The sequence below is a fragment of the Nostoc sp. C057 genome (assembly GCF_013393925.1).
In the GTDB taxonomy this organism is placed as follows: Bacteria; Cyanobacteriota; Cyanobacteriia; order Cyanobacteriales; family Nostocaceae; genus Nostoc; species Nostoc muscorum_A.
In genome coordinates this window covers 6,816,123-6,840,717 of record NZ_CP040281.1, presented here as the reverse complement: position 1 = coordinate 6,840,717, position 24,595 = coordinate 6,816,123, and the positions used below count along the sequence as shown (strand labels likewise).

Genomic DNA, 24,595 nt, shown 5'->3' with positions numbered 1-24,595 from the left:
AACAAATAGTAAAAAAGGAAAAATAAAATATTTGGCAGTTTTGTTATTAGTTTAATAGCTGAATATTAAACCTAGTCTACCTTAAGAAGCGTAGTTTTGTAGGTTGGGTACAGCGATAGCGTAACCCAACATAAATAAGGTGGTAATATTGGGTTGCGTTTCACTCCACCCAACCTACATAAATATATCTTTTAAAAAACTCTAGATTTCAACATAGATGGAACCTTTTATCGCGATAAGAATAAAATTTTATCCCCGTTCATTCATGCTTTGAGGAGATCGAGAACTACATGAGAAAGCAATTGTCAAAAAGCTGGCTAACTTCTCTATTTTGGTTACGTTTTTTAATCATAATCCTATTAGTAATAGGTGTATTTTTCCGTTTCGTCAATATTGACAAAAAAGTCTATTGGGGTGATGAAGTTTTCTCCTCATTACGTATATCGGGTTATATGCAGTCAGAAATGAATGAGCAGTTAAGTAATGGTAGTTTGCTTACTATAAAAGATTTGAGTAAATACCAATATCCCAATTCTGAAAAAAATACAATTGATACAATTAAAGGGATTATTGTAGAAGACTCACAGATTTTGCCGCTATACATTTTAATGACTAGGTTTTGGGTACAACACTTTGGTGATTCTGTAGCAGCAGTAAGAAGTTTTTCGGCATTCACTAGTTTGTTCGCTTTTCCTTTTATTTATTTGCTATGTGAAGAATTATTTGGGTCTTCACTAATCGGGTGGATGGCCATCGCTTTGGTAGCTGTTTCACCTGTTGAGGTCGTGTATGCACAAGAAGCACGAGCATACAGTTTATGGATAGTAGCCATCTTAATGTCGAGCTTCGCAATGCTGCGAGCCATGCGCCTTAAAACAAAGGTTAGTTGGTGGATTTATGCAGCAACATTAGTAGTAGGGTTTTATACTCATATATTTTTTACCTTGGTTGCTCTTGCACAGGGAATTTATGTAATTACAATCGAACGCTTTCGATGGAGTAAAACCACAATTGATTACCTAATTTCATTCTTTGCAGGGTTTATAACTTTTGTACCTTGGCTTTGGATTATTATTACCAACCCTCAGCCACAAGCAGTAGATTGGGCAAATGCTAAACAAACGTTATTTGGATCAGTTGCAAGATGGGCTGGTATCTTGAGCCGCACGTTTCTTGATTTGGGTATTAGTCCTAGTGATTCAGGAAAAATTAAGTTTGCATTAATTCCATTGATTATAATTATTTTTGCTCTAATTTTCTATTCAATTTATATTCTTTGTCGAAGCACACCTAAAAAAGTTTGGTTATTTGTCTTAACCTTGATTGGATCGCTAGGGCTTCCCCTATTCATATTGGATTTTGTCTTTCAAAAGCGTTACGCTACTACTCGATATACCCTTCCCTTAACTTTAGGTATACAATTAGCTGTTGCTTACTTACTTACTACTAAATTAACTTCTATTTCTCCTAAAGTTTGGCAAAGAAAGCTCTGGCTACTTGTTCTATTTATGATAATTACGAGCGGAGTGATATCTTGTAGTCTCAACTCGCAAGCTAAGATTTGGTGGAATCAATTCCCTGAAAGATACCAAGAATATCCGAAAACAGCTAACATTATTAGTCAAAGTAATCAACCGCTTTTAATTAGTGATGGTGGCATAATTCCACCAATTCAAATACTTGGTCATTTAGTTGATCCCAAGGTGCAGTTTCAAATTGTCAAAAAGAATAGCTTACCTGAAGTTACTAATGGTTTTACTGACATATTCTTGTTCAATTGCTCTGATTATTTAAAAGCGGGAATTGAGAAAATTTATAACTCAAAGTTACAGCAGATAAACCACTTACTATGGAAATTAACAAAATCCACCTAAACCAAGGAAACGATCGCACCTAGCCTGGATTTCTCACAAGTGAGAAATCCAAGGGGTGTGGGAGGTGTGGGAGGTGTGGGAGGATGGAGAAGAAGTCTTACCCCCCACACTCCCTACACTCCTCTTCTCCCTCTGCCTACACTATGCGTGAGAAATCCGGGCTAGGCTTTAAAAGCAGACAGTTAATTAGGTTGGTGCAATTAAAGCTAAGGGATCTGCGGGTTAATAGTATCCCAACTAGACGGGTTTCGACTGCGCTCAACCCTCAGCCATCGAGAGTTGAGCGCAGTCGAAACTCGGTTTACTGGTACTTTATTTTTACGCAAGTCCCTTAGTATTTGAATATCGTTAGTAGGTTAAAAGTTAACATCAATTAGCCTAAGAAGTGGCACAATTAGAACCAAAATATACTTTAATTAAAATCTACTGAAAGTATATACTGATACTGCTGCCGCTTATGTCATCGCCCCTTGAGCGCCCGCTAAAATTTGAAATTAGACTGCCATCGTCGCATCCTCAGTTACTAGAAGGACTAGATATATGGCTGCGTTTAGGTTTAATATCCGATACCCAAGTTAGGCAGCTATGCCAAGAGTTTCTGGTGTGTTCGGTGGTGTTGCCACCCCAGCCTGAAGCTAAAAAAAAGGTAGTTTTTTTAACTTCTGATCCCGTGCAGGAGTTACCCGTAGCAGCTTTACAATCTAGCCGCCGTAGACAACAACAAAAAACAGTCGAACCCAACTTTGTCAGTACAATGTTGCAGTCTTTGGGGGCAGAACTGAGTGTACGCTGGCTGCTTTTTCTAGGGGTATTTTTGGTAGTGGTATCCTCTGGGGTACTGGCTGCGAGTCAGTGGGAAAGGTTTCCTGCTTCTGGACAGTATGGAGTTTTGTTTGCTTATACTCTGAGTTTTTGGGGATTAAGCTTTTGGGCGACTAGGCAAAACAACCTGAGATTGACGGCTCAAACTTTGCTGATTGTCACCCTTTTGTTAGTTCCAGTGAACTTTTGGGCAATGGATAGCTTTCAATTGTGGCAAAATCCTGTGGATTTGGTTGCAGTTGCGATCGCCTGGCCTACCCTCACTGCTATAACTGTCTTACTCTCCAAAAATCGGACTATTTTTACTAATTTACGTACTGGCAAATTACCTTTAGTCAATATTCTAGGGCTGAGTTATCTGCATTGGGGTTGGCAATTGCCAGGATTCCCCTTAATTGCCGTCTATGTGGCAATGATTGGCACAACTATAATTACTATTTATCACAATTACCAACAGCCTAATATTGTCAGTGGGGAAGATAGAAGCGATGTATACGACGGGCTACGCCTACGCCGCAGCTTAAGTATTAGTTTACCTGCCGCCGTAATTATTTATGCTTTGATAGTGCTGCTAGTGCGGGCGATTTTTGTTGCTGGGGTAAATGTCACTCAGCTGGGATTAGCTATTGGCATTTGCGGCTGGCTAGTAACTTGGCTAGTACAGGAGAGAGGAGGCAGGGGGCAGGGGAGCAGGGGGGCAGGGGAAGCAGGGGAGCAGGGAGCAGGGGGAGCAGGGGGAGCAGAGGAAGTAACTGTAATATACCCCTCATCCTCATCTCCTCCATTCCCCTCATCTCTTTTCCTTTGGGAAAAACTTGGTGGGATTTTACTGTTTTTGGGTTGGCTGGTTTCGGTAGTAAATTATCCTTGGCAAGCAATAGCTGTAAGTGGTTTAGGTTTGTGGTTTGTGGGAAGTCGATTGCGGCGGCACAGTTTAAAGCTAGACTTCGCTGCGGTTTTCGTCATCGGTTTACAGACGATTTGGCTAGGTTGGCGATTAGTACCTGATAGCTTACAGAAATTAGCGATCGCAACTGGTACTCAACTCACTAATTCTCAAAATGAACCTTGGGCTTTGCTGGGTATAGCTTTATTTCCCTACATAATTTTGATGGTGGCGCTTACAGATAGCCTACATCGCACCGAAAAGCGAGAATTAGCTAAATTTGGCGAACTGCTCACCCTCTTACTGGGAGCCTTTTTAACAACGATCGCGATTGTCAATCCGGTATTGCGATCGCTAAATCTATTATTGTCTACCATCACTCTGGCATTCGTTACTCAACGCCGTTCCTTAGCATCCCTTCCCCTGGTATATCTAACTCACATCACCGGGGTGCTGACATTTTGCTCTACCATTCATTGGCTGGCACCAACCCTGAGTCAACAAGTCTGGGCAAGTATTTTATTAGCTCTGATGGTTGCAGAATGGCGATTTAGCGTAGAAGTAGGAGTATGGCAACGTAGTGCTTGGGATGTCGGTTTAGGGCTAGCCGCCGCTAGTTTTTTTCTATTGTGGATGAATGCAGAATCATCTTGGTATGGTGTCGCTGATAGCCAAGCTTATTTGGGAGCCTTATGGCTAGTTACGCCTATAGCTCTCACGGGTGTTGCAAATTGCACAACTACAGAACGTCGGACTACTACCCGTTACTTGAGCGTCTTGGCTGTGGGAGTTGCCCAGCTACTTACTCTACAGTTACCAGGAACCAGATTAATTGGTTTGGCAATAGGTACAGGACTAATGTTCGTAAATACGCGCTATTTACGAAACCAACTATCTGCGGTAATTACAGAAGGATTTGCTCTGAGTTTCATTGTGGCGCTGCTGTGGACGGGTGTACCTGGTTTACCTCACCTCGTTCTCGGAGGTTGGTTTCTCGTAGGCGCGATCGCAATCCTAATTCTATGGTTAGCCAGGACAGTTTTGAGCCGACGCGGAAATGAATTAGCACTTAATTATGCAGCCGCCAGTGATAAATGGGCGATCGCATTGTGTGGTTTTGAGTTGTTTAGTTTGACACTACACTCAGTGCTGATTTACTCAGGGTTTATCACTTCGGGATTTTTGTACTTAGCTGCTACTTTAATCACCTTGACAGCTATTGTTTATCGCAGTTGGCGAGAACCGACAAATTGGGCATTCTATGGCATCGGGTGGTCTTTAGAATTGTTAATTGCCCAAGTGTTGGGATTTGGGGAATACTCAACTGTTAAAATTGCGATGGCAAATATCGCTTTAGGTTTAATCACTCAACTTGTCGGCGAGTGGTGGCGGCGAAGACATCAATTAGAAAAACTTCCTAGCAGCCTTCACATTTTGCCCTTAATTTATGGTGCATTCAGTGTGTTGCTGCGTTTGAACACCTTTACCGAGTGGACTGGTTTATATTCCTTTGGTGTAGCTTTAATCATCATTGGCGTAGGGCGACGGCGCGAGAACTTTAAACCCCTGCTGTACTTGGGAATTATTGGCGTATCGATTTCTGCCTATGAACTTTTGTTCTATCAAATGTCACAAGCTTCAGGAGGAGCATTAGGTGATGGATTGATTGCCATGTCTGCCCTTGGTGCTAGTATCATGTATGCTTACCGTATTTTGTCACCTTGGCTGGTAAACTACTTACGCCTAACTCCCCAAGAATTGAAAAGAATTGCCCATATTCATTGGGCTTGGAGTAGCTGCTTATTAATGGCTGCCATTCCTCTTCCCATTGGAATTAATCGTTTGGTGGGATTAGCAACAGGGGTATTTTTGATTCGTTATGCCATCTTTCAAGGACGAAATTCGCGCACTTCCCCCAGTATTTTGGGAGGAATCACCATAGCCGAAATGTGGGTTTACCTTGGCTTATTAGAGGTAGCCGGTATGAGGGTTTATTGGCGCGAGACAGCAGTAGGAAAATTTTGGGCTGGGCCGTTAGTTCCTTGGAACGGTGCGATCGCCTGTGTGGTAGCCTATTTTCTGTACATCCTACCTTGGGAAAGTTGGGGTTGGTCTAAAAAACCTTGGCAGCAAGCCGCCTACATCATACCACTGATAATTTTATGGGAAACCAGGCTGCAAACTTACCCCATAACCTTGGTACTCGCAGCTGGATTCTACATCTTCCTCGCAAAGATTGGTAAGAACATCCGTTTTACTTATGTTAGTGTCGCGTTGATTGATTGGGCACTTTACCGATGGTTTGATTCCTTACGCCTGACTGATATTTTATGGTATGTAACGCCAATTGGATTATCACTGCTTTATATTGCTCAAGTAGATACCCAACTGAGGCTACCAGAGTACAAAGCACCTCGCCATATTTTGAGATTGCTAGGTAGTGGTTTAATTTGTGGATGGGCAATTTTATTTAATCAAAACACAGCCTGGATACCTGGAATTTTCAGCCTCATCGCCATTTTTGCCGGATTAGCTTTACGAGTGCGGGCTTTTCTCTACATTGGTACAGCCACTTTTTTAATTACTACAATCTATCAATCGGTAATTTTTAGTTTGCAGTATTCCTTTTTAAAATGGGTTGTAGGCTTACTAGTTGGCATCCTCCTGATTTACATTGCCGCCAACTTTGAAACCCGTCGCACTCAAATAACTTCCTTAATTCGTAGCGCCATTGATGAATTTCAAACATGGCAATAGAGAGAGGATTGATTCAATTTTTTGTGTGTTTTAAAGGATCAGATAACAAGTATCTAGTGGTCTGTCCCATTAAATTTGAGGGGTAAATACGCTTGTAGTGAGGACTTTAGTCCTCACTACAAGCACTAAAGTGCTTACTACAAACCTAGCAAAATTAATGGGACAGACTACTAGTGGGCTGTCCCATTAATTTTTAGGAATAAGAGACAATACGCTTGGGTTACAGCAGTTTTCATGTATTTGAAGCACATCTGTTGTAAGAGCAATTCATGAATTGCCCCTACAGCGTGGTCTATTTACCTTCGCCGAACTAACGTTTATTGAAATCTAAGAAGCTGTAGACTGTAACTTTTCTAATCGTGCCAGCACTTCTGAACTATGAACAGTTGGGTTGACTTTGACAAAAGTCTCGCGCAAAACACCTTGAGGATCAATGATAAAACTATGGCGCATCGATAAAAAGCCGAGCCACGAACCGTAAGCTTTACTCACTGAACCATCAGTGTCAGCTAAAAGTGGGAATTTTAGTCCCTCAGAATCACAAAATTTGGCGTGAGAATCAATATCATCAGCACTTACGCCAATAATCTGGGCATTTTTTTCGAGGTATTGGGGTAAGTCTTGCTGAAAACGGCGAGCCTCTATAGTACAACCAGAGGTGAAGTCTTTAGGATAAAAGTAGAGAACTAGCCACTTACCGCGCAAGTCAGAGAGGGAAATTTTGCCATCACCTGTGTTAGTTGGCAAAGTAAACTCTGGTGCGGGTTGATTAATTGCCGGAAGTTTACCACCAAGGGCATCAGCAGCAGGTATAAAGTTCAGCCAGCTGATGAAAGAAATACAGCTGGCAAATAATATGTTTAAAAAAGTGCGGCGGGAAATCATGGCGCAAACCAGAATTACAACTTTACACAAGTTTACAATTCTTAGTCGCTCCAAATATCACTTAGAGTCAGATTCGCTAGGTTTATCTATGCTTTCGATGTATTGACTATCTAAGAGAAAAGCTCCCTTAGTGAAGCGAATACCCCAATATCCACCAGGACGGCGGTCAAGGACTATACCCTCTTCCCCAATGTGAATAACATCAGGGGGACGCAGCATAGGCATAGGTTCAGCAGTTTTGACGAAGGGTGGTAGTGCCACAACACGGACTTTACTACCAATTGCAAATTCTTGAGACATCTTAATCAAGCTAGGAGTTTTGATTAACTCATAACTCATAACTATCTTGAAAGTCTAGTAAATCGGGCATCTTTCGTAGTGGCAAGCTTTACGGCTTCCTGTAGGGTATTGCCACTACGATGTAGTCTTTTCTGTCAATGCGTAAGTCTTAAAATAGGGAAAGGGAAAGGGGATGAAGTTTTTCCCCTTTCCGCATCTTCTGCAAGAAGCTTGTTAATTTTTGACTATGGAAAATAAGGACTGAACATTAGTCAACGGTAAGTGCCATAGTAATTCTGGTTGCCAAGTATCTGGGTTAAATTGAGAATTACAACCGCATTGGTACGCTTGCCAGAGTCTGGCCCAGCTAAATTGTTGTCGAGAACTTAGGTTTTTATGGATGACTCGCAACAGTCCTAATCCCAACATCAAATTAGTTATGCTAAATTTTGTTCCTAATAAAAATGCCTGTACTTCTGCTTCACCAATTAAGTCAGCACCATAGCCTGTAAGGACGTGAATCCCATCATGTAGTTGTTTACGACGGCTACCAGTTGTAAAGGGTTGAAAATTGTGTTCATTAAGAAAATTTGCCCAAGTTCTGCCAAAAGTGTCAGTAGGGAGGAAACGTAATTTTTCTATTTCCACAATTTGGGGAACATCTCGTCCTTGTGCTACAGCAATGCGATCGATTAAATCTAAAACGTGTTGCAGGTGAGGAGCGGGATTTGGAGAAGCGACCAAGGGTTGCATCATAATTTATTTTGGTTGAATGAGATGGGCAATGCTGTCCATCTCAAAATTATTATTTTTTAAAAGATTATTATTGAGGATTGCCTTGTTGACGACGAGAAGGAGCGTTTTGACGATATTGCTCTATTTTTTGGCGCTGTTCAGGGGTTAAGATTGCTTGAATCTGTTGTTTCTCAGACTCGCGGATTTGTCGCATTTGGGTTTTCTGTGCTTCAGTCAGATTTAAGTCACCATAACCACCCTTTCCTCGACGTTGACCTGGTTGGCGTTGACCTTGACCTGTTTGCCCCTGAGCCTTACGCGCTTGCCACTCAGCCCGACGCGCTTGTTTAGCTGCTTCTAATTTTGCCTTTTGTTCTGGGGTCAAAACTGCTTCAAATTTGGCGCGGCTATCGCGGCGAATTGCCTGAATTTGGGTTTTTTGGGTATCTGTCAAACCCAAGTCTTTCCAAGGGCCTCTTTCTTTTTGTGGAGTTTGTGCCAGTAACACGGGTGAAGGAGAGGCTGTTTGGGCATTAACAGCGAAGGAGGTTGCAGTTAAAGTTAGAGCGATCGCTCCAGCGACTAGCGAGAATGCTTTGAGTTTCATTTCTTGTGGGTTTTTCCTGGTTGGTTGTCACCATCATAAGAACTTATCTTTACTAGTTACATGAGGAGAAAGTCATGGTTCTACCCATGACTTTAGTCATGATTGAATTTTGACAAATTTGATTAACAATAAATAGTGAGGAGTTGGAAGTTAGGAGTTATATATTATAAATAATGAACATTTCTATGATGATTGATTTGCAAATCCTTATTTAGCTAATTGCATATTTTTACCTAGCCAACTTTTACTATCAATTTTTGACTTAACGAAAAGTTAAATCTGCGAAATCCACACTTAAATATTCAAAATTTTAATTCTTCCTTTTTAACTTCTACCTCCAAAATTATAATTTATCCATAACTTGAGGTAAACCACAATGAATTATCCAATTCAAATTAAAAAACATCCTTTTCCATCTCTACTTTATCTGGAGTGGATACTACTGGCAATCACTGCATTGACAGCAGTTATACCACCTCCCTTACGGAGATTTCGTCCTAAACTTCCAGAACTAACAATCTGTAGTTTATTTCCAGACTTGTCAATTTGTAATTTATTACCTGAACTATCGATTTATAGTTTGATTCTTTTTGCATTAATGGGCTTAAGATTACCCAGAAGTAGCCAGAATTATAAGGTGATATACACAGTTATTGAAATTTTATTAATTTTAATAACTGGGCTGTTTGGTGAAAGATTTGCTCGTCTTTTTCCTTTCCTTTATATAATTTTAGTTACTCGAAGTTGCCTAATCTTTAACTTGCCGGGGCGTTTATTTGTTACATCTCTATCCTTTGCATTATTTCTATTTACGACACAACTAAAATACCAACTGTTCAATTTACAAGCATCATCACAAGCACAAGAAAAATTTCGATTTCTTACCTTGAATTGGTCGCTAGTATTTGGCTTGAGTTTGGTTTTTGTGTTGTTAATGATGAATGCGGTATTATCTGAACGGCACAGTCGAGAAAAGCTAGCGATCGCTAATGAAAAACTCCGTGAATATGCGATGCGGATTGAAAATCAAGCTACCTTAGAAGAACGTAACCGCATTGCTCGTGAAATTCATGATTCATTAGGACATTCTCTCACTGCTTTAAATCTGCAATTAGAAACTGCTTTAAAACTATGGCAATCTAACCCAGGTAAGGCTGAAACATTTCTAGCAACAGCAAAGGAATTAGGTTCAAAAGCACTAAAAGATGTCCGCCAATCTGTTTCTACTATGCGTTCTAATCCTTTACAAGAGCAATCTTTAGAACGTGCGATCGCTAGCCTTGCAGAAAATTTTCATCGCTCCAATGGCATTTTACCAATTTGCCAAATCAACCTCGAATATCCTCTACCACCTGAAATCAACACTGCTATTTACCGAATTACTCAAGAATCTTTGACAAATATAACTAAATATGCTTATGCGACTGAGGTTAAACTGGAACTCGCTACGATCAGAGGAAATTTGCGATTGATAATTCAGGATAACGGTAGAGGTTTTGATTTAGGGCAAAATACTACTGGTTTTGGGCTTCATAGTATGCGCGATCGCACTTTAGCATTAGGGGGTGACTTTAATATTAATAGCACTCCTGGTTCTGGTTGCAAAATTACAGTTAATATTCCCTTAATGAGGTTGAGATGATGATTAAAGTATTGTTAGTAGATGACCAAGGTTTAATTCGTCAAGGATTAAGAGCGTTATTAGAATTAGAACCAGATTTAGAGATCGTGGGAGAAGCAGAAAATGGTGAACAGGCGATTAATTTGGTTGCAGAATTTCAACCAGATGTAGTATTGCTAGATATCAGAATGCCTATTATGGATGGAGTTGCAGCGACGAAAGAAATTCAAAAACGTTTTCCTAAAACTAAAATTTTAGTACTGACGACTTTTGATGATGATGAATATGTATCAGCAGCATTACAAAATGGGGCAATGGGTTATTTATTAAAAGATACGCCCTCAGAAGAATTAGCTGTTGCTATTCGTGCTGTTTATAAAGGATATACCCAATTAGGCCCAGGTATAGTTAAAAAGCTGTTAACTCAGTTTTCTAATGGTACACCAACCCATTCAACACCTGTACCATCTACTTTAACTGAACTTACTCCTAGAGAAAAAGAGGTTTTGCGGTTAATTGCTACAGGTGCTAGTAACCGAGAAATTGCTCAAGAACTCTATATTTCTGAGGGGACGGTAAAAAATCATGTGACAAATATTTTAAACACGTTAAATCTGCGCGATCGCACTCAAGCGGCGATTTGGGCAAATACATATTTATCCTATTTGAATTAGCCAACTTAAATAATTCGTAATTTGTGATTGGCTTCTAATACAATAGCTACTGGATAATCTATTGTTTGGAATTACCTTACTTTTTAATTAAAAAATATGCTGTAGCATAGTCAGGCAATTGGCTGATTTTCTGACCAAATTCTTTTTTATTATTAAATACACCTGCCAAAAAATCTAGCTGATAAAGATTGGGTAAAAAGGCTCCCCCTGTATCGGCAATGACTCCCATTCGCAGATGTTTGCGACCACCTTGAGTATGCTCAATCACAACCACTTTACCTAAACCAATATTCAAAACATCTCCAGCAAAAGTAACTCCGGGTTTGATAGAGATTTTTGCATCTATTTTATATCCATAGCCTTTAATAGCATCAACTTCTCTAAAATACCAATAACGTTTTTGTGCTGTTGCTTTCAATCCGCGAATATAAGACATTCCATTATTTCTGTCTACATTAAAAAATGCCTTATAACCATCTGTAAAATTAATTAATATTGTTCCTTCCATAATTGCTTCTTCTAAACCATTTCTGGTTAGATAAGCGAGACTGGTAACTTTTCCAAATTCTTTACCACCTGGTTCATAAATACCTGATAAAACATCCTGCTTGGTGTATTTTGTATAGAATTTGTCGTTATTAGCGTTGTCTTTTAAGCTATAAATTGGTGTATTAAAAGTAGAGGTTTTCTTCCGAGAACCGGGATGAGTAAAGACAGCATATTTGGTAATTCGTAATTGTTTTTGCTGTTTATTCTTTGGGTTATAAGGAGACCATTTAATAACTCGAAAATTGGTATTGATAAAGTTAGGATCTTGCAACCGAGTAGCTCGATTATTAGCGATATCCTCCTTTAAGACAGCAATCATGAAATTCAAAGTGTTGAGAACATCTGGTATAGTTACTCCTTGAGTCGCAAGCATTCCTGTACGGAGAATATCTGGGTCTTCTGAAGAGTAATCTTGAAAATATTTTCTAGTATTAACTAGAACAGTTAATAAATCTCCTTGGTTGAAGTTAACCTTACTACTTGGCAGTTTTCCTGGGGTAACAACTTGGCTGCCATTAATACTAAATTTATATTTTTTGAACTCATCGACAACTGGATAGGGTGCAGATGCAGCTAGCAAATTTTGCTGAGAGAAAAAAGCCTTTTGCTTATCGATAACTTCATCAGATATTTGTTGAGCAACAAAAGGATTTTGAAAATTTGCAGTGAGAGAAATCTGTGATGGAACTGGGGCAGAATTTTCTTGCTGAGTAAAGGGCTGATTTTGTTGGGCTAGCTGTTTATTTTTTGACTGACTATATAGATGGCTACTAGCTAAACTGACAAATAATAAGGCAGCACAACCTACTATGAAGCGAAATTTTGGGCTGGATAAGATATTCATAACTTGGAAATTAAATTTCTAATACTAAATAATCGACGTTATGTTTCCACCACCTCACGCACTAATTGCGCCAATTTTTCGGCACTATCGGGAACTGCGATCGCATGAGCGTTTTCACCCATCTTTGCTAACTCTTGCGGTGACTGCAACAAATTCAACACATTACTTTGCAATACTTGCGCCGTCAACTGCGATTGTTTCAGTGTCAACGCCGCACCAGCTTTGGTAAATACGTCTGCATTGTAAGATTGATGGTCTTCTGCGGCAAAGGGGTAGGGAATCAAAATCGCTGGTGTTCCACACACTGCTAATTCTGTCAAGCTACCGGCACCAGAACGACTAATGGCAAGAGTTGCTCGTTGCAGCAACGCCGCCATATTGTTGTAAAAAGGTAAGGCTACATACTGTGGATGTTTGAGACTATCTGCTTCGGGATCGCGATCGCCAGTTAAATGTACTACATAAGCACCAGCATCAAGCCAAGCCTTTGCAGATTCGCGCACCAACTTATTAACCGCAACTGCACCTTGGCTACCACCAAAGACGACAATTAAGGGAACACCATCAGGAATGGCTAAATCCAGAGGTGAATTAATTTCCCCATTGAGAAATTGCGATCGCACAGGAGTACCAACACAGACATTTTTGGCACGAGGCAAATACTTAGCAGCTACTTCAAATCCCAAGGCTACCGCACTACACCAAGGGCCAAAAAAGCGAGTTACTTTACCTGGTAAGGCGTTAGATTCGTGGAAAACCACGGGTAAACCGAGAGAACGTGCCGCAATGACGGCTGGCCCGGCAATGTAACCCCCGGTAGTAAACACCCCTTGAAAATTTCCCTGTTTGAGAATTCGTCTGACTTCTATAATCGAACCAGCGAGTTTAGCCAGAATGCGAATGGAGGAGAGTCCAAACCCTTGCTGAAACCCTTCAACTGCAATAGTATTCAAGGGATACTCTTTAGGGACAAGTTGAGTTTCTAGCCGATTGGGTACTCCCAGCCATTCGATTTGATAATCTGGAAGTTTTTCTGCCAGTGCGATCGCTGGAAACAGGTGTCCACCAGTGCCACTGGCAGCTATTAATAATCGTATCGGTGCGTTTGCCATCAAACCTCTACCGTTTAGCGTCTAGCTTAACTAAGATAAAACAATTTCCTGACTTTCTCTCATCAAATCAGTAAACTCTTGCAAATGACTAAAATTATTACTGCTTTCGTAAAACAACAACTCAAATTTCCAGCCAAATACTGGCTGGTTTCGTTCCTGCTAACCCTTGGTTTAACAAGTGGTTGGCAACGCACTCAAGCGACGACACCACAGCAATTAGCCCAAACTGGTACAGTTCAAAATGCACCAACAGATTTAAAAAACCTTTTGACACAAGTCGATGCAGCTGCCAGCAAGGGTGATGTCAAAGGGGTGTTGCAGTTCTACAGCCCCTCTTTCACTCATGGGGATGGATTAAACCTCCAAACCCTAGAAAAGTCTTTGGTTTCACTTTGGCAACGATATCCTAAATTACAATACAGTACTAAACTGCTATCTTCAAAATCTGAAGGCAATGGGATTATTGCCGAAACAGAGACGAAAATAACTGGATTACCCTCCGGTAGCGGGAATAATTTGGCTCTCGATGCCACAATTAAATCGCGTCAGCGCATTGAAAGCGGTAAAATCGTCCGCCAAGACATTTTGGCAGAACGTACCCTACTTACCTCTGGCAGCAAGCCACCCAAAATTGATATTAAATTACCAGAACAGGTACTGGTTGGTCAGAAGTATAATTTTGATGCGATCGTCCAAGAGCCACTTGGCGATGATTTTCTACTAGGAACGGCGCTAGAGGAAACCATCCAACCAGAGAAATTTCTCAACCCCACACCCGTAGATTTGCAATTATTAACATCCGGTGGATTGTTTAAAACGGGACAAGCACCATCCACCCCTGGTAGCCAATGGGTTTCTGCTGTCATCCTGCGAGGTAATGGGATGACGATGGTAACTCAGCGTCTACAAGTGGTGAAGAAATAGTTAGGAGACGCGATTAATCTCGTCTGTACAGGAGTTAGGAGTTAGGAGCGACTGGTGATAAATTATGAACTATGAAACTTGTGCTAATTCATAATTCATAACTATTAACTCCTCACTCCTAACTATCCTAATGACTTCTCTACAAAATCAAATCATTTTAATCACTGGCGCAAGTAGTGGTATTGGTACTGCTTGTGCAAGAATCTTCGCTGGTGCGGGTGCAAAACTAATCCTAGCAGCACGACGGTTAGAACGTTTGCAGCAGCTAGCAGATGCTCTCGTTAAAGAATTTGGTATTGAAATTCATTTATTACAGCTAGATGTGCGCGATCGCAATGCTGTCGAATCTGCCATTTCTACTCTACCGCCTGCCTGGTCTGACATCGACATTCTGATTAACAATGCTGGTCTAAGTCGTGGTTTAGACAAGTTGCACGAAGCCAGCTTTCAAGACTGGGAAGACATGATTGATACTAACGTTAAGGGTTTACTTTATGTTTCCCGTTATGTTGTTCCGGGAATGGTGAGTCGCGATCGCGGCCATGTGGTAAATTTAGGTTCTATTGCCGGACATCAAACTTATCCCGGTGGCAATGTCTACTGTGCAACTAAAGCTGCTGTGAGAGCAATTTCTGAAGGTTTAAAACAAGACTTGTTGGGAACGCGAGTACGTGTAACTTCCGTTGACCCTGGTATGGTGGAAACGGAATTTAGCGAAGTGCGGTTTCACGGAAATACTGAACGCGCTAAAACAGTCTATCAGGGAGTTACCCCACTGACAGCAGATGATGTGGCTGATGTGATATTTTTCTGTGTGACGCGATCGCCCCATGTCAATATTAACGAAGTTGTGCTGATGCCTGTTGACCAAGCTAGCGCTACGTTGGTTAATCGGCGAACAGAAAAGTAATTCATTTTAAGAAGGTTAAACATATTTTGAAAATTGTAATACGGTCATTTCCAAAAAACCGTTGGTTAGATTTGGAATATTTTGATGTTACTAAAAATACTTTATTAAATGTATTTTTCTTTTTTCGTATGAAATTACCCTGCTAAATCCCCCTTAAAAAGCAATACGGTTTAAAGCGCTACTTGTACAAAATCGTGGGTTTTTGAGACGCGATAAATCGCTGTCTCTACAAGTGTTTTGCTCTTATGTGAACTGTATTGTCTTAAAAAGGGGAGCCAGCGCCAAGGGGTCTCGCAAACTGGAGCGGCTGGCGTGGGTTAGGGGGGATCAATAAGAGCCTGGAATAACAAGCAACTACTTTTCAAACATCCTTTAAGGCTAGTTGGAAAATCTGAGAAAATACGGGAAATTACAATTTCCTCAAAAACTTATAGCTTTTGGCTGTAGATGATTGCGGAAATTGTTTTAATTGTCTTGTAGTTATATAGTTTCTGCTTATTAAAAAATAAAATAAGCATCTATCCTAAGATATATTTTTTATGGTTAATCTTTCTGTATGCATTTTTTAGAACTAGATTATGCAAAAATGATTTTTACTCCTACATAAAATTCATATATGTTATCCAAAGGAAAGTGCTGACTATACATAATCAAAATAAAAGTGCTGTAGTGAATGCAGGATGAGTTAAAAAAGCCTGAACTACTTCTGCTTCAGACACTTAAAACTTTCTGAAGTTTAATTTCTTAAGTAAATTTTATAGTTTTGACAATAAAAGGAATATTTTATTGTTTAACAAAATATCATATCTTCAATATTTTCTTTCTCTTCCCGTTAAACCTTCTCTGCGAACCGTTCTGATTATTCCCTTTATTCTGCAAATCTTAGCGGTGGTGAGTTTAACGGGTTATCTCTCATTCAAAAATGGGCAAAAAGCAGTAAATAATATTGCCACACGGCTACTAAGTGAAATTAGCCAGCGTGTTCAGCAGAATCTGCATACTTTTCTTGAAACTCCCCAGCAAATTAATCAGAATAATGCTAATACTATTAAAATTGGCCAATTAAACATACAAGATTTTCCTATCTTAGAAAAATATTTTCTTGAGCAATTAAAAATATTTAATCAAGTAAGTCTAATTGGGTTTGCCAATAAAAACAAAGAGTTTATTTCAGCAGAAATATTTCCTGATGGCTCTTTGACAATCAGAGCATCTGGTAAATCAACTAAATATAATTTACGGACTTATACTACTAATAAACAAGGCACACGCACGGGAATAAAGGATTTTGGTAAACCTTATGATACTCAAAGACGTGATTGGTATAACAAACCGATAGCAGAAAAAAGACCAATTTGGAGTAAAATTTATCCTCATAATTCTGGAATTGCTTTGTACATCGCTGCTAGTCAGCCTGCTTACGATAAACAGGGAAATTTGCAAGGTGTATTACTCTCAAATTTAAACTTATCCAAAATTGGCACTTTTCTGCAAAATTTAAAAATTGGTAAAACAGGAATAAGTTTTATTGTTGAGCGTCAGTCTGGAAAATTGGTAGCAACTTCAACTAATGAAAAGCCCTTCCGCTCAAATAATTTAGAAACACAATTAGCAGAAAATAGAATTAAGCCATTTTTGGCTATAGATAGTAATGATAAAAAAACACAATTTACTAGTAAATATTTAAAAAATAAATTTAATGAATTTAAGTCAATTAATAGCTCAAAGCAATTATATTTTTCGATAGATGGTAAGCGGCAGTTTATTCAAGTTGTACCCTTCCAAGATAATCGAGGGCTTGACTGGTTAATTGTGGTAGTAGTCCCAGAAGATGACTTCATGCAGGAAATTAATGCTAACACTCGCACAACTATTTTCTTGTGCATTGTTGCTTTGATAGTGGCTGTAGCTGTCGGTGTTTTAATTTTACGGTGGATTACTCAACCAGTTCTAGCTTTAAAAAAATCAGCTTTAGCGCTTGCTCAAGGTGAATGGGAAAAAAGAATAGAAATAGAGCGTTCCGATGAATTGGGGGAATTAGCCAAGTCATTTAATAGTATGGCGGATCAACTCCAAGAAAAATTTTCGGAAATGCAGGATTTAAACAAAGCTTTATTGCAAAGTGAAACCCGCCTGAAACAATTTCTTGACGCTATACCTGTGAGTGTTTCGATAGATGATAGTAGTGGGCGACTCTACTATACTAATCGAGCTTCACAACAGTTAGTCAACGTAGAGTTATTACCATCTATCCAATACGAAAAAATAGCAGAATATTATCAAATTTATCTAGCGGGAACTGACCAGTTATGCCCTGCGGATGAACTGCCAATTGTATATTCTTTAGCTGGTAAAACTGTCCATGTTGATAATCTTGAGTTTCGCCACCCGAATAAAACTATCCCTGTAGAAGTTTTAAGCACCCCAATTTTTGATGAATCAGGGAAAGTAATATATGCGCTTACCGTTTGTATTGATATTACCGAACGCAAAAAAGCAGAGAAGATTCTAGCTGATTATAATTCGATTTTAGAACAACAGGTTACTGAACGTACTCTGGAACTACAACGGGAAATAGCTGAACGCAAGCAGGCAGAAGTAGCGCTTTTAGAAAGCGAGACGCGATTTCGGCTATTGGCAGAGGCAACATTTGAAGCGATCGCTATTACCGAGCAAGGCATACTTTTAGATACTAACCAAACCTGTGCTGAGATGTTTGGTTATGAACTTTCTGAGTTAGTTGGTATGCGTGTCATGGATTTTACTGCTCCTGAATACCGGGAACAGGTGATGCAGAAGATTCGCTCAGGAGATGAAGGAATTTATGAAACCGTTTGTCTGCGTAAGGATGGAAGCACGTTTCCGGCTGAGATCAAAGCCAGAGTCATGTCATATCGTGGGCGTACCATCAGGATGGCTGCAATACAGGATATCACTAGTCGCAAGCAGGCTGAAGAAGCAACCGTATTGGCAGAACGTAACCGCTTGGCACAGGAAATTCACGATACTTTAGCACAAGCCTTCACCGTTGTTATTGTCCACTTAGACACCGCCTCACGAAAACTGACAACAGATATAGAACTAGCACAGAAATTAATCAAAGCAGGGCGAGACTTAGCTCATTCTGGGCTAACTGAAGCACGCCGTTCGATAAAAGCAATGCGATCGCAATTATTGGAGGACGGCGACATTTTTAATGCTCTCAATCGCTTCGCCACACAGATGTTTTCCTCTACCAATACACATATTGTCTGCCAATTAATAGGCGAGATATACCCCTTGTCTCCAGATGTTGAAAATAACCTACTCCGCATTGGACAAGAAGCATTAACCAATGCCTTCAAGTATGCCCAAGCTGGAGAAATCCAAATTGAACTGGCGTATCAAGAAAGCCAGTGCAGCTTGCGGATCAAAGATGATGGACAAGGGTTTGACATGGGCAGTGTAGCTGTTATCAACAGCTTTGGTCTTTTAATTATGAGCGAACGGGCTGAACGCATTGGGGCAAAACTAACAATTCAGAGTTCGCCAGGACAGGGAACAGAAGTTTCAGTGTTAGTCTACCGAGAGTAAATGATTATGAGCCAATCCAATGTCATTCGCATCCTGCTTGCTGACGATCATCCCATCTTGGGACAAGCTTTAACAATGTTTCTTCAATGTGAGCCAGACATGACTGTAATCGGCCATGCTGGCGACGGGCGAGAAGCGTTAGAACTTTTCCACCAACATCAACCTGATGTAGCGCTAATGGATTTGCGAATGCCAAAGATGGAAGGTGCTGATGCGATCGCAGCCATCTGTGCTAAGTTTAAACACGCTCGGATCGTTGTATTGACTACCTTTGATGGTGATGAAGATATCTATCGGGGATTACGGGCGGGTGCAAAGGGCTATCTCCTCAAGGGCGCTGAACCGAACGAACTCTTGGATGCGATTCGCACTGTTTATAAAGGACAAAGGTATATTCCGCCCACTATAGCAGCCAAGCTAGCCGAGCGGATGGGTAGTGAGGAATTGAGCGATCGTGAGTTGGAAGTGCTGCGCCTGATTGCCAAGGGCAAGAATAACCAGCAGATTAGTAATGTCCTTAATATTGCTGAGAGTACCGTCAGATTTCATACCAATAATATTTTCGGCAAGTTGAACGTTAGCGATCGGACTCAAGCCCTAGTCACCGCCCTGAATCGGGGGATTGTCAGGCTGTAGTTTGCAGCTTCTCGACCTCACATTTTGATAGGTTTAAAACCCAACATTTCGCTAGTGACAAAGTTGAGATAGTTTTCTATGCTCAGAATATTCACTTAGTTTTGATTGGCATACCTGTGAGGAGTGGCATCGATCACTCTATTTAGGCTGGATTAATTTGGCGTGATGGTAAATCTTATTTTTTGCCTTATTAGCCAGAATAAAATAATAAATTATAACAAAATTTAGAATTATGAATTTTATTTAATAAAAATTATAGTAAACGCTAATAATTGTGTAAAATAATGCAAATAATCGGTGAGCTACACGACCATTTTCAAGACAATCTTTAAAGTTGAGCATAGTTAATTTTTTTCTTAGTTTGAGTTATTCTATGTCAAACTCTTCCTCTCCTACTCCACCCAATAATCCTTTTGATATAAAAAACTTATTCAAAAAGTTTATCATACTGATAACTAGTGATAAACTTGCCAATCTCGTAACGATTTCTCCCTTGGTTTTCAACCTTGTATTCATCTTAACACCATTAGCATCTCTTACATTGGTCATTATTCGACAAGTGTCTTCAGATACTTTAAACGCTCAAGATATGAACGAAGATTTCAAAATGAAAGTCTGTGGGAATTATCAAAAATTGGTACTGGAGAGGTTAAAAATCGAAGGGGATGAAAATGAAACAATAAGCAAGATAGCTCCCATAGACAATAAGAATAATAGCAGCATAAGTCAGTTACCATTTTCTTGTGATTACACAGTAATAGAAGGTACTAAAAACTTAGGTTCCAAAGAAATTTCTATAGAGCTTAACCCTTTATTTCCTGATTTAACTAATGATATTAATAAGGAGTTTGAAGAAAAAATTAATTTAGAAGATGTATGTACTCATGAAACAATTATTAAACAAATGCAAGAACACGGAAGAAGTGAAGGAAACTATCAAAAAGGTGATGAGATCATACCAAAAGCTCCGAAGCTTCTTGAAAATAAAAAGGACGTTTACCCTGTATTTCGATGGGTATGTTCTTACGAAATCCTAAAAAAGGGAGGTAACTCTCAAACTTTTCAAGGAAGAAATCAATATACCATAGACATTAAATTAGAACCCTATTGCGAGAGCAAAGCGAAACAAAAAAAGACAAACAGAATAAAACCAACTCATCACAATTATAAAGATCCTTATTCCTTATATTGTGTTGATCCTCATTCTAAAAAGTAATAAAGCTGCTTTTTTCAGCAAGTTAGCAGAAACCTCATTTAGAACCTGCTTAGTGATAATTATTTCTTCATTTGATGTAATTGAAATAGCAATATTACGCTTTCTGTCTCTTTCTGGCACTTCTATATTTTTGCCATCAAATAAAAGGTAGAGCCAAACATTTGTATCAAGAAAATATGTATTATCAGTCATAACTAGCGAATGTAAATTTTTTCATGGTAAGTATAGCATTCACTTGAACGGAATTTTCAGCCAACTCATCAATTATGTTCTTTTTTGGAAATGATTTTTTCTTTACCAAAGCAATTACTTTAATATCATCTCCTTCTCCAAATTCTTGTTTGTACTCATCAAGAATCTGAATTAACCCATTTTGAATCTTTGCTTAAAACTCTACTGCATTCAACATCTTTAAATTCTCTTATCTAGCTATATAAATCAATCGTAGCTCTATTCCCCAGTTCTCTGATCGGGTTTCCCAAAATCTAAATTGCATTTCTACAGGTTATTTCATTTCCTAATCAAGGCGATCGCAAAACGCATAATTACGGTTTCTCGCTGCCAAAATTGCTATATACATAACTCTCGTAGAGGCGATATCTCTTGATTCACCGCTTTATGTCACGCACTACTGGTGATAGGGTTAAAGCAGGCGATCTCGCCTCCCGAATATTCATAGCTGTGGTAAAGGCGATTGTCTAAGACGAGCTACGCCTAAGCTTCTCACTCTTCTTCTGCACTTACACTTAATGAGGCAGAATGTCATCTAAGCGAAGTTGAAGACTAGGCAAAAGCGGCGAGTTACCTTACTCAACCCCCGACATGAACGCCAGGACGTTTGTGGGGATCTTTTTCAGCCCGACGGAGTACTTCACGGGTAACTACAGCAATATCGCCCTCTCCAAACAAGATAAAACGCAGTAAGTATTGTATGGGGTTGCCCTCAACCCAACCGAAGTAGGCATGGGGAATCTTACCTGTTTGGTCACGAATATAGAGTAGTAAAGCTGCGATCGCATTGGGAACTGCTGCACTCTCAGCCCGCAAGATGCGATAGTCACCAACTTGCACTCCTCTTACTTTGATGATATCTGCAAATTCTGAAGCATCTGATACCTGAATCTCTAGAAAAAGGATTGGATCGTTGGGGGGAATATGGTTATCTTCGCGTACCTCTTTCTCTTTCATAAAATACTCTAGGACATCACCCGTATTCAACCGATTTGCAATCAGTCGGATTGCTCCTTGGCTCTCTTCAGCAAGGAATTGGGCAGCAAGTTCGTCAACTTCGATCCGCTCTGCTCGCAGTTCCGTTGAACGCCAAACACGAGAAACCAGCGAGGTAAAAATGATTGCACCGATGAAAAACCCAGCGATCCTAATCCCCTCTGGCCTTTCGATGATGTTAACAATAGTGGTATATAAAAATAACAGTGTAATAGTAGCAAAAACCAGTTTTGCCCGCTTCTCTCTGTGACGGTGGGCTGATAAGGTGACAGCAAAGGCTGCTGAGGTAATTAATACAAGCACACCAGTTGCATAAGCCCCACCTTGGGCTTCCACATTTGCCCTGAAGATAATTGTGACAACAAATGCGATCGCTGTGTAGACTAACACCAAAGGTCGCGTTACCCGTGCCCAATTGGGAGCCATGCCATAGCGTGGTAGGTAGCGAGGCACAATATTCAGCAGTCCCGCCATTGCAGATGCACCTGCAAACCACAAAATAGAAATAGTACTTAGATCGTAAATCGTGCCAAAGGCGTTGCCTAGATACAAATGTGCTAAATAAGCAAGAGCCCGTCCGTTAGCTTTGCCCCCAGATGCAAATTCTGCGACTGGAATCAGTAGAGTGGTTATAAAGCTAGTGGTGAGCAAAAAGAAGCTCATAATTAGAGCAGCACTGGTGAGCAGCTTGCGTGTATTCCTAATCCGCCCTTTGGAATATTTGAGAGTGTCACTGCTGTTACCTTTGACAAGAGGCATCACGGTTACGCCAGTCTCAAAGCCTGATAATCCCAGTGCTAGCTTGGGAAATATCAAAAGAGCTATACCGATTAACATAAAAGGATTGGAATGGCGGGCAAAAAGTGCAGTCTGCCAGTTAGCGATCGCTCCTGGGTGAGTTAAAATCTGGAACACACCGACGCTAACGACAATGAAGTTTAACAGCAGATAAACTGCCACCAAAACTACTGCAATCCCAATCGCTTCTCGGAAACCTCTCAAGAAAACTGCGCCTAGTAATGCAACTAATATTAAAGTAATTGCGATCGTCTGCTCGTGAAACCAATGTGGAGTAAGCGGATTTTCGATAATATGGGCTGTAGCATCAGCAGCCGACAGCGTAATGGTAATAATAAAGTCGGTTGCCACAAAGCCGAGTAAACATAGCACAAGTAATTTGCCTTGCCACCAAGGGAGCAAACGCTCTAACATTGCGATCGACCCTTCACCATGAGGGCTTTCGGCAGCAATCCGCCGATAGATTGGCAATGCTCCAAAGAGCGTCAGCAAAACTAGAATCAGGGTAGCGATAGGAGAAAGAGCGCCAGCCGCCAGTGCTGCAATCCCAGGTTGATAGCCAAGGGTGGAGAAATAATCTACACCAGTCAAGCACATTACCTGCCACCAAGGATGCTGGCGATGTGCTTCTTCCTTGCGGTAAGGCCCTTCCTTCTCTCGTCGATCTTCTTCAAGCAACCAGAGGATTAACTGACTGCCGAGCCGTTTTGTTGAAACAATTGATTTACTCATCAAATATGCTTGTTTTGCAAAAGTCCGGCTTTGTGATTTTTAAGCCTTCGTGGTTTATTAAAATTTTTAACTACAAATATATAGCATTATTATTGTAGGTTAAGCATCCTGTCCGATTTACAAAATATATAAGTTGTCTAGTGGATGAAGATCGAGTTTAGCTTCCGGTATTGGGAAAAATTAATATCGTATGCGGACATTTTGGAATTAAAGTTTTCGTACCCTTAGCATTTTTGATCTGCATCAGTTCTAAAAAAGGGTGCTGATGGATTTACGAATACCGAAGATAGAAAGTACTGAGGCGCTAGCCTCAGTGTAATTACGGCTTTTTAGCGCCCAAATTGCTATATTCATACTCTTGTAAAGGTGATGTCTTTTTCTCTACTTAACGCTTTACGAGGCAAAATTTCATCTGAGCAAAGGTGGATACTGTACCAATACTTATCGGGTTTTTGGGAAAAAAACCTTTAAAATCTCTAGCAGATGATTAGGTAGATGGTATGAGTGAAACTACAGAAACGATTTTCAGCAAAATCATTCGTCGGGAAATCCCCGTTGATATTGTTTATGAGGATAATTTAGCCCTGGCCTTCAAAGACATCCACCCCCAAGCGCCTGTACACATTCTCGTCATTCCTAAAAAACCCATTCCCACACTAGCTGATGCTGAATCTCAGGATCATGCTCTGTTGGGGCATCTTTTATTAACAGCCAAACGTGTTGCAGAAGAAGCTGGGCTGAAAAACGGTTATCGAGTTGTCATCAATACTGGCGATAATGGTGGTCAGACTGTCTATCACTTACATTTGCATATTTTGGGAGGACGGCAATTAGACTGGCCCCCTGGTTAATCAAACCTGAATGCTTATCTATAAATCAAAGACACTCTCCTGAAAGAGCTACGGTGTATACACAAATCTTTTAGAGTTGTCCC

The 24,595-nt window shown here is 40.2% G+C and carries 18 protein-coding genes; 10 read left to right on the top strand and 8 right to left on the bottom strand.

Features of this window, described 5'->3' with window-relative positions:
- The first annotated feature begins 290 nt into the window (after positions 1-290).
- Positions 291-1,874, top strand: a complete 1,584-nt coding sequence (locus tag FD724_RS29100; RefSeq protein WP_179075004.1) for a glycosyltransferase family 39 protein — start codon at positions 291-293, stop codon at positions 1,872-1,874.
- Positions 1,875-2,331: 457 nt separating this feature from the next.
- On the top strand, positions 2,332-6,339 hold the full coding sequence (locus tag FD724_RS29095) for a DUF2157 domain-containing protein (protein ID WP_179075003.1): 4,008 nt from the start codon (positions 2,332-2,334) through the stop codon (positions 6,337-6,339).
- 327 nt (positions 6,340-6,666) lie between these two features.
- Here FD724_RS29095 and FD724_RS29090 read toward each other — a convergent pair whose 3' ends face one another.
- The 4 genes from FD724_RS29090 to FD724_RS29075 all read right to left on the bottom strand — a co-directional run bounded on the left by FD724_RS29090 (position 6,667) and on the right by FD724_RS29075 (position 8,845).
- On the bottom strand, positions 6,667-7,224 hold the full coding sequence (locus FD724_RS29090; protein WP_114085211.1) for a peroxiredoxin: 558 nt from the start codon (positions 7,222-7,224) through the stop codon (positions 6,667-6,669).
- A gap of 57 nt (positions 7,225-7,281) precedes the next feature.
- Positions 7,282-7,524 (bottom strand): regulatory protein SipA, encoded by a 243-nt coding sequence (gene sipA, locus FD724_RS29085; protein ID WP_114085219.1) that lies wholly within the window; start codon positions 7,522-7,524, stop codon positions 7,282-7,284.
- Between the two features lie 213 nt (positions 7,525-7,737).
- Positions 7,738-8,259, bottom strand: a complete 522-nt coding sequence (locus FD724_RS29080; protein WP_256874386.1) for a Coq4 family protein — start codon at positions 8,257-8,259, stop codon at positions 7,738-7,740.
- Positions 8,260-8,326: 67 nt separating this feature from the next.
- Positions 8,327-8,845 (bottom strand): Spy/CpxP family protein refolding chaperone, encoded by a 519-nt coding sequence (locus FD724_RS29075; protein WP_179075002.1) that lies wholly within the window; start codon positions 8,843-8,845, stop codon positions 8,327-8,329.
- 376 nt (positions 8,846-9,221) lie between these two features.
- Between FD724_RS29075 and FD724_RS29070 the strand changes: the two genes are divergently transcribed.
- Together FD724_RS29070 and FD724_RS29065 are read left to right on the top strand one after the other, a co-directional pair.
- A complete protein-coding gene (locus tag FD724_RS29070; protein WP_179075001.1) occupies positions 9,222-10,487 on the top strand; it encodes a sensor histidine kinase in 1,266 nt (421 codons plus the stop codon).
- Positions 10,487-11,140, top strand: a complete 654-nt coding sequence (locus FD724_RS29065) for a response regulator transcription factor (RefSeq protein WP_179075661.1) — start codon at positions 10,487-10,489, stop codon at positions 11,138-11,140. The genes FD724_RS29070 and FD724_RS29065 overlap by 1 nt, the downstream gene beginning before the upstream one ends.
- Positions 11,141-11,216: 76 nt before the next feature.
- On the opposite strand, the gene FD724_RS29060 is transcribed toward FD724_RS29065, so the two are convergent.
- The gene (locus FD724_RS29060; protein ID WP_179075000.1) at positions 11,217-12,533 is read right to left on the bottom strand and encodes a hypothetical protein; all 1,317 of its coding nucleotides are present in this window, start codon (positions 12,531-12,533) and stop codon (positions 11,217-11,219) included.
- A 38-nt stretch (positions 12,534-12,571) separates the two neighbouring features.
- Positions 12,572-13,645 carry an undecaprenyldiphospho-muramoylpentapeptide beta-N-acetylglucosaminyltransferase gene (murG, locus tag FD724_RS29055; protein ID WP_179074999.1) on the bottom strand — a complete coding sequence of 358 codons (1,074 nt, stop codon included), beginning with the start codon at positions 13,643-13,645 and terminating at the stop codon, positions 12,572-12,574.
- Positions 13,646-13,729: 84 nt separating this feature from the next.
- Here murG and FD724_RS29050 point away from each other — a divergent pair, with 84 nt between their 5' ends.
- The 5 genes from FD724_RS29050 to FD724_RS29030 all read left to right on the top strand — a co-directional run bounded on the left by FD724_RS29050 (position 13,730) and on the right by FD724_RS29030 (position 20,904).
- Positions 13,730-14,569: a nuclear transport factor 2 family protein gene (locus FD724_RS29050; protein WP_179074998.1), complete on the top strand. Its 840-nt coding sequence runs from the start codon at positions 13,730-13,732 to the stop codon at positions 14,567-14,569.
- Between the two features lie 130 nt (positions 14,570-14,699).
- Positions 14,700-15,479, top strand: a complete 780-nt coding sequence (locus FD724_RS29045; RefSeq protein ID WP_179074997.1) for an SDR family oxidoreductase — start codon at positions 14,700-14,702, stop codon at positions 15,477-15,479.
- Between the two features lie 786 nt (positions 15,480-16,265).
- Positions 16,266-19,052, top strand: coding sequence for a PAS domain S-box protein (locus FD724_RS29040; RefSeq protein ID WP_179074996.1), 2,787 nt, complete (start codon positions 16,266-16,268; stop codon positions 19,050-19,052).
- Between the two features lie 6 nt (positions 19,053-19,058).
- Entirely contained in the window at positions 19,059-19,688 is a 630-nt protein-coding gene (locus FD724_RS29035) for a response regulator transcription factor (RefSeq protein ID WP_218651483.1), read from the top strand.
- A 373-nt stretch (positions 19,689-20,061) separates the two neighbouring features.
- Positions 20,062-20,904, top strand: coding sequence for a hypothetical protein (locus tag FD724_RS29030; protein ID WP_179074994.1), 843 nt, complete (start codon positions 20,062-20,064; stop codon positions 20,902-20,904).
- On the opposite strand, the gene FD724_RS29025 is transcribed toward FD724_RS29030, so the two are convergent.
- Both FD724_RS29025 and FD724_RS29020 read right to left on the bottom strand, forming a co-directional pair.
- Positions 20,872-21,096, bottom strand: coding sequence for a hypothetical protein (locus FD724_RS29025; protein ID WP_179074993.1), 225 nt, complete (start codon positions 21,094-21,096; stop codon positions 20,872-20,874). The genes FD724_RS29030 and FD724_RS29025 overlap by 33 nt on opposite strands.
- A gap of 618 nt (positions 21,097-21,714) precedes the next feature.
- Positions 21,715-23,661, bottom strand: a complete 1,947-nt coding sequence (locus FD724_RS29020) for an APC family permease (RefSeq protein WP_179074992.1) — start codon at positions 23,659-23,661, stop codon at positions 21,715-21,717.
- A gap of 500 nt (positions 23,662-24,161) precedes the next feature.
- Between FD724_RS29020 and FD724_RS29015 the strand changes: the two genes are divergently transcribed.
- Positions 24,162-24,512 carry a histidine triad nucleotide-binding protein gene (locus FD724_RS29015; protein ID WP_179074991.1) on the top strand — a complete coding sequence of 117 codons (351 nt, stop codon included), beginning with the start codon at positions 24,162-24,164 and terminating at the stop codon, positions 24,510-24,512.
- The last annotated feature ends 83 nt before the right edge of the window (positions 24,513-24,595 follow it).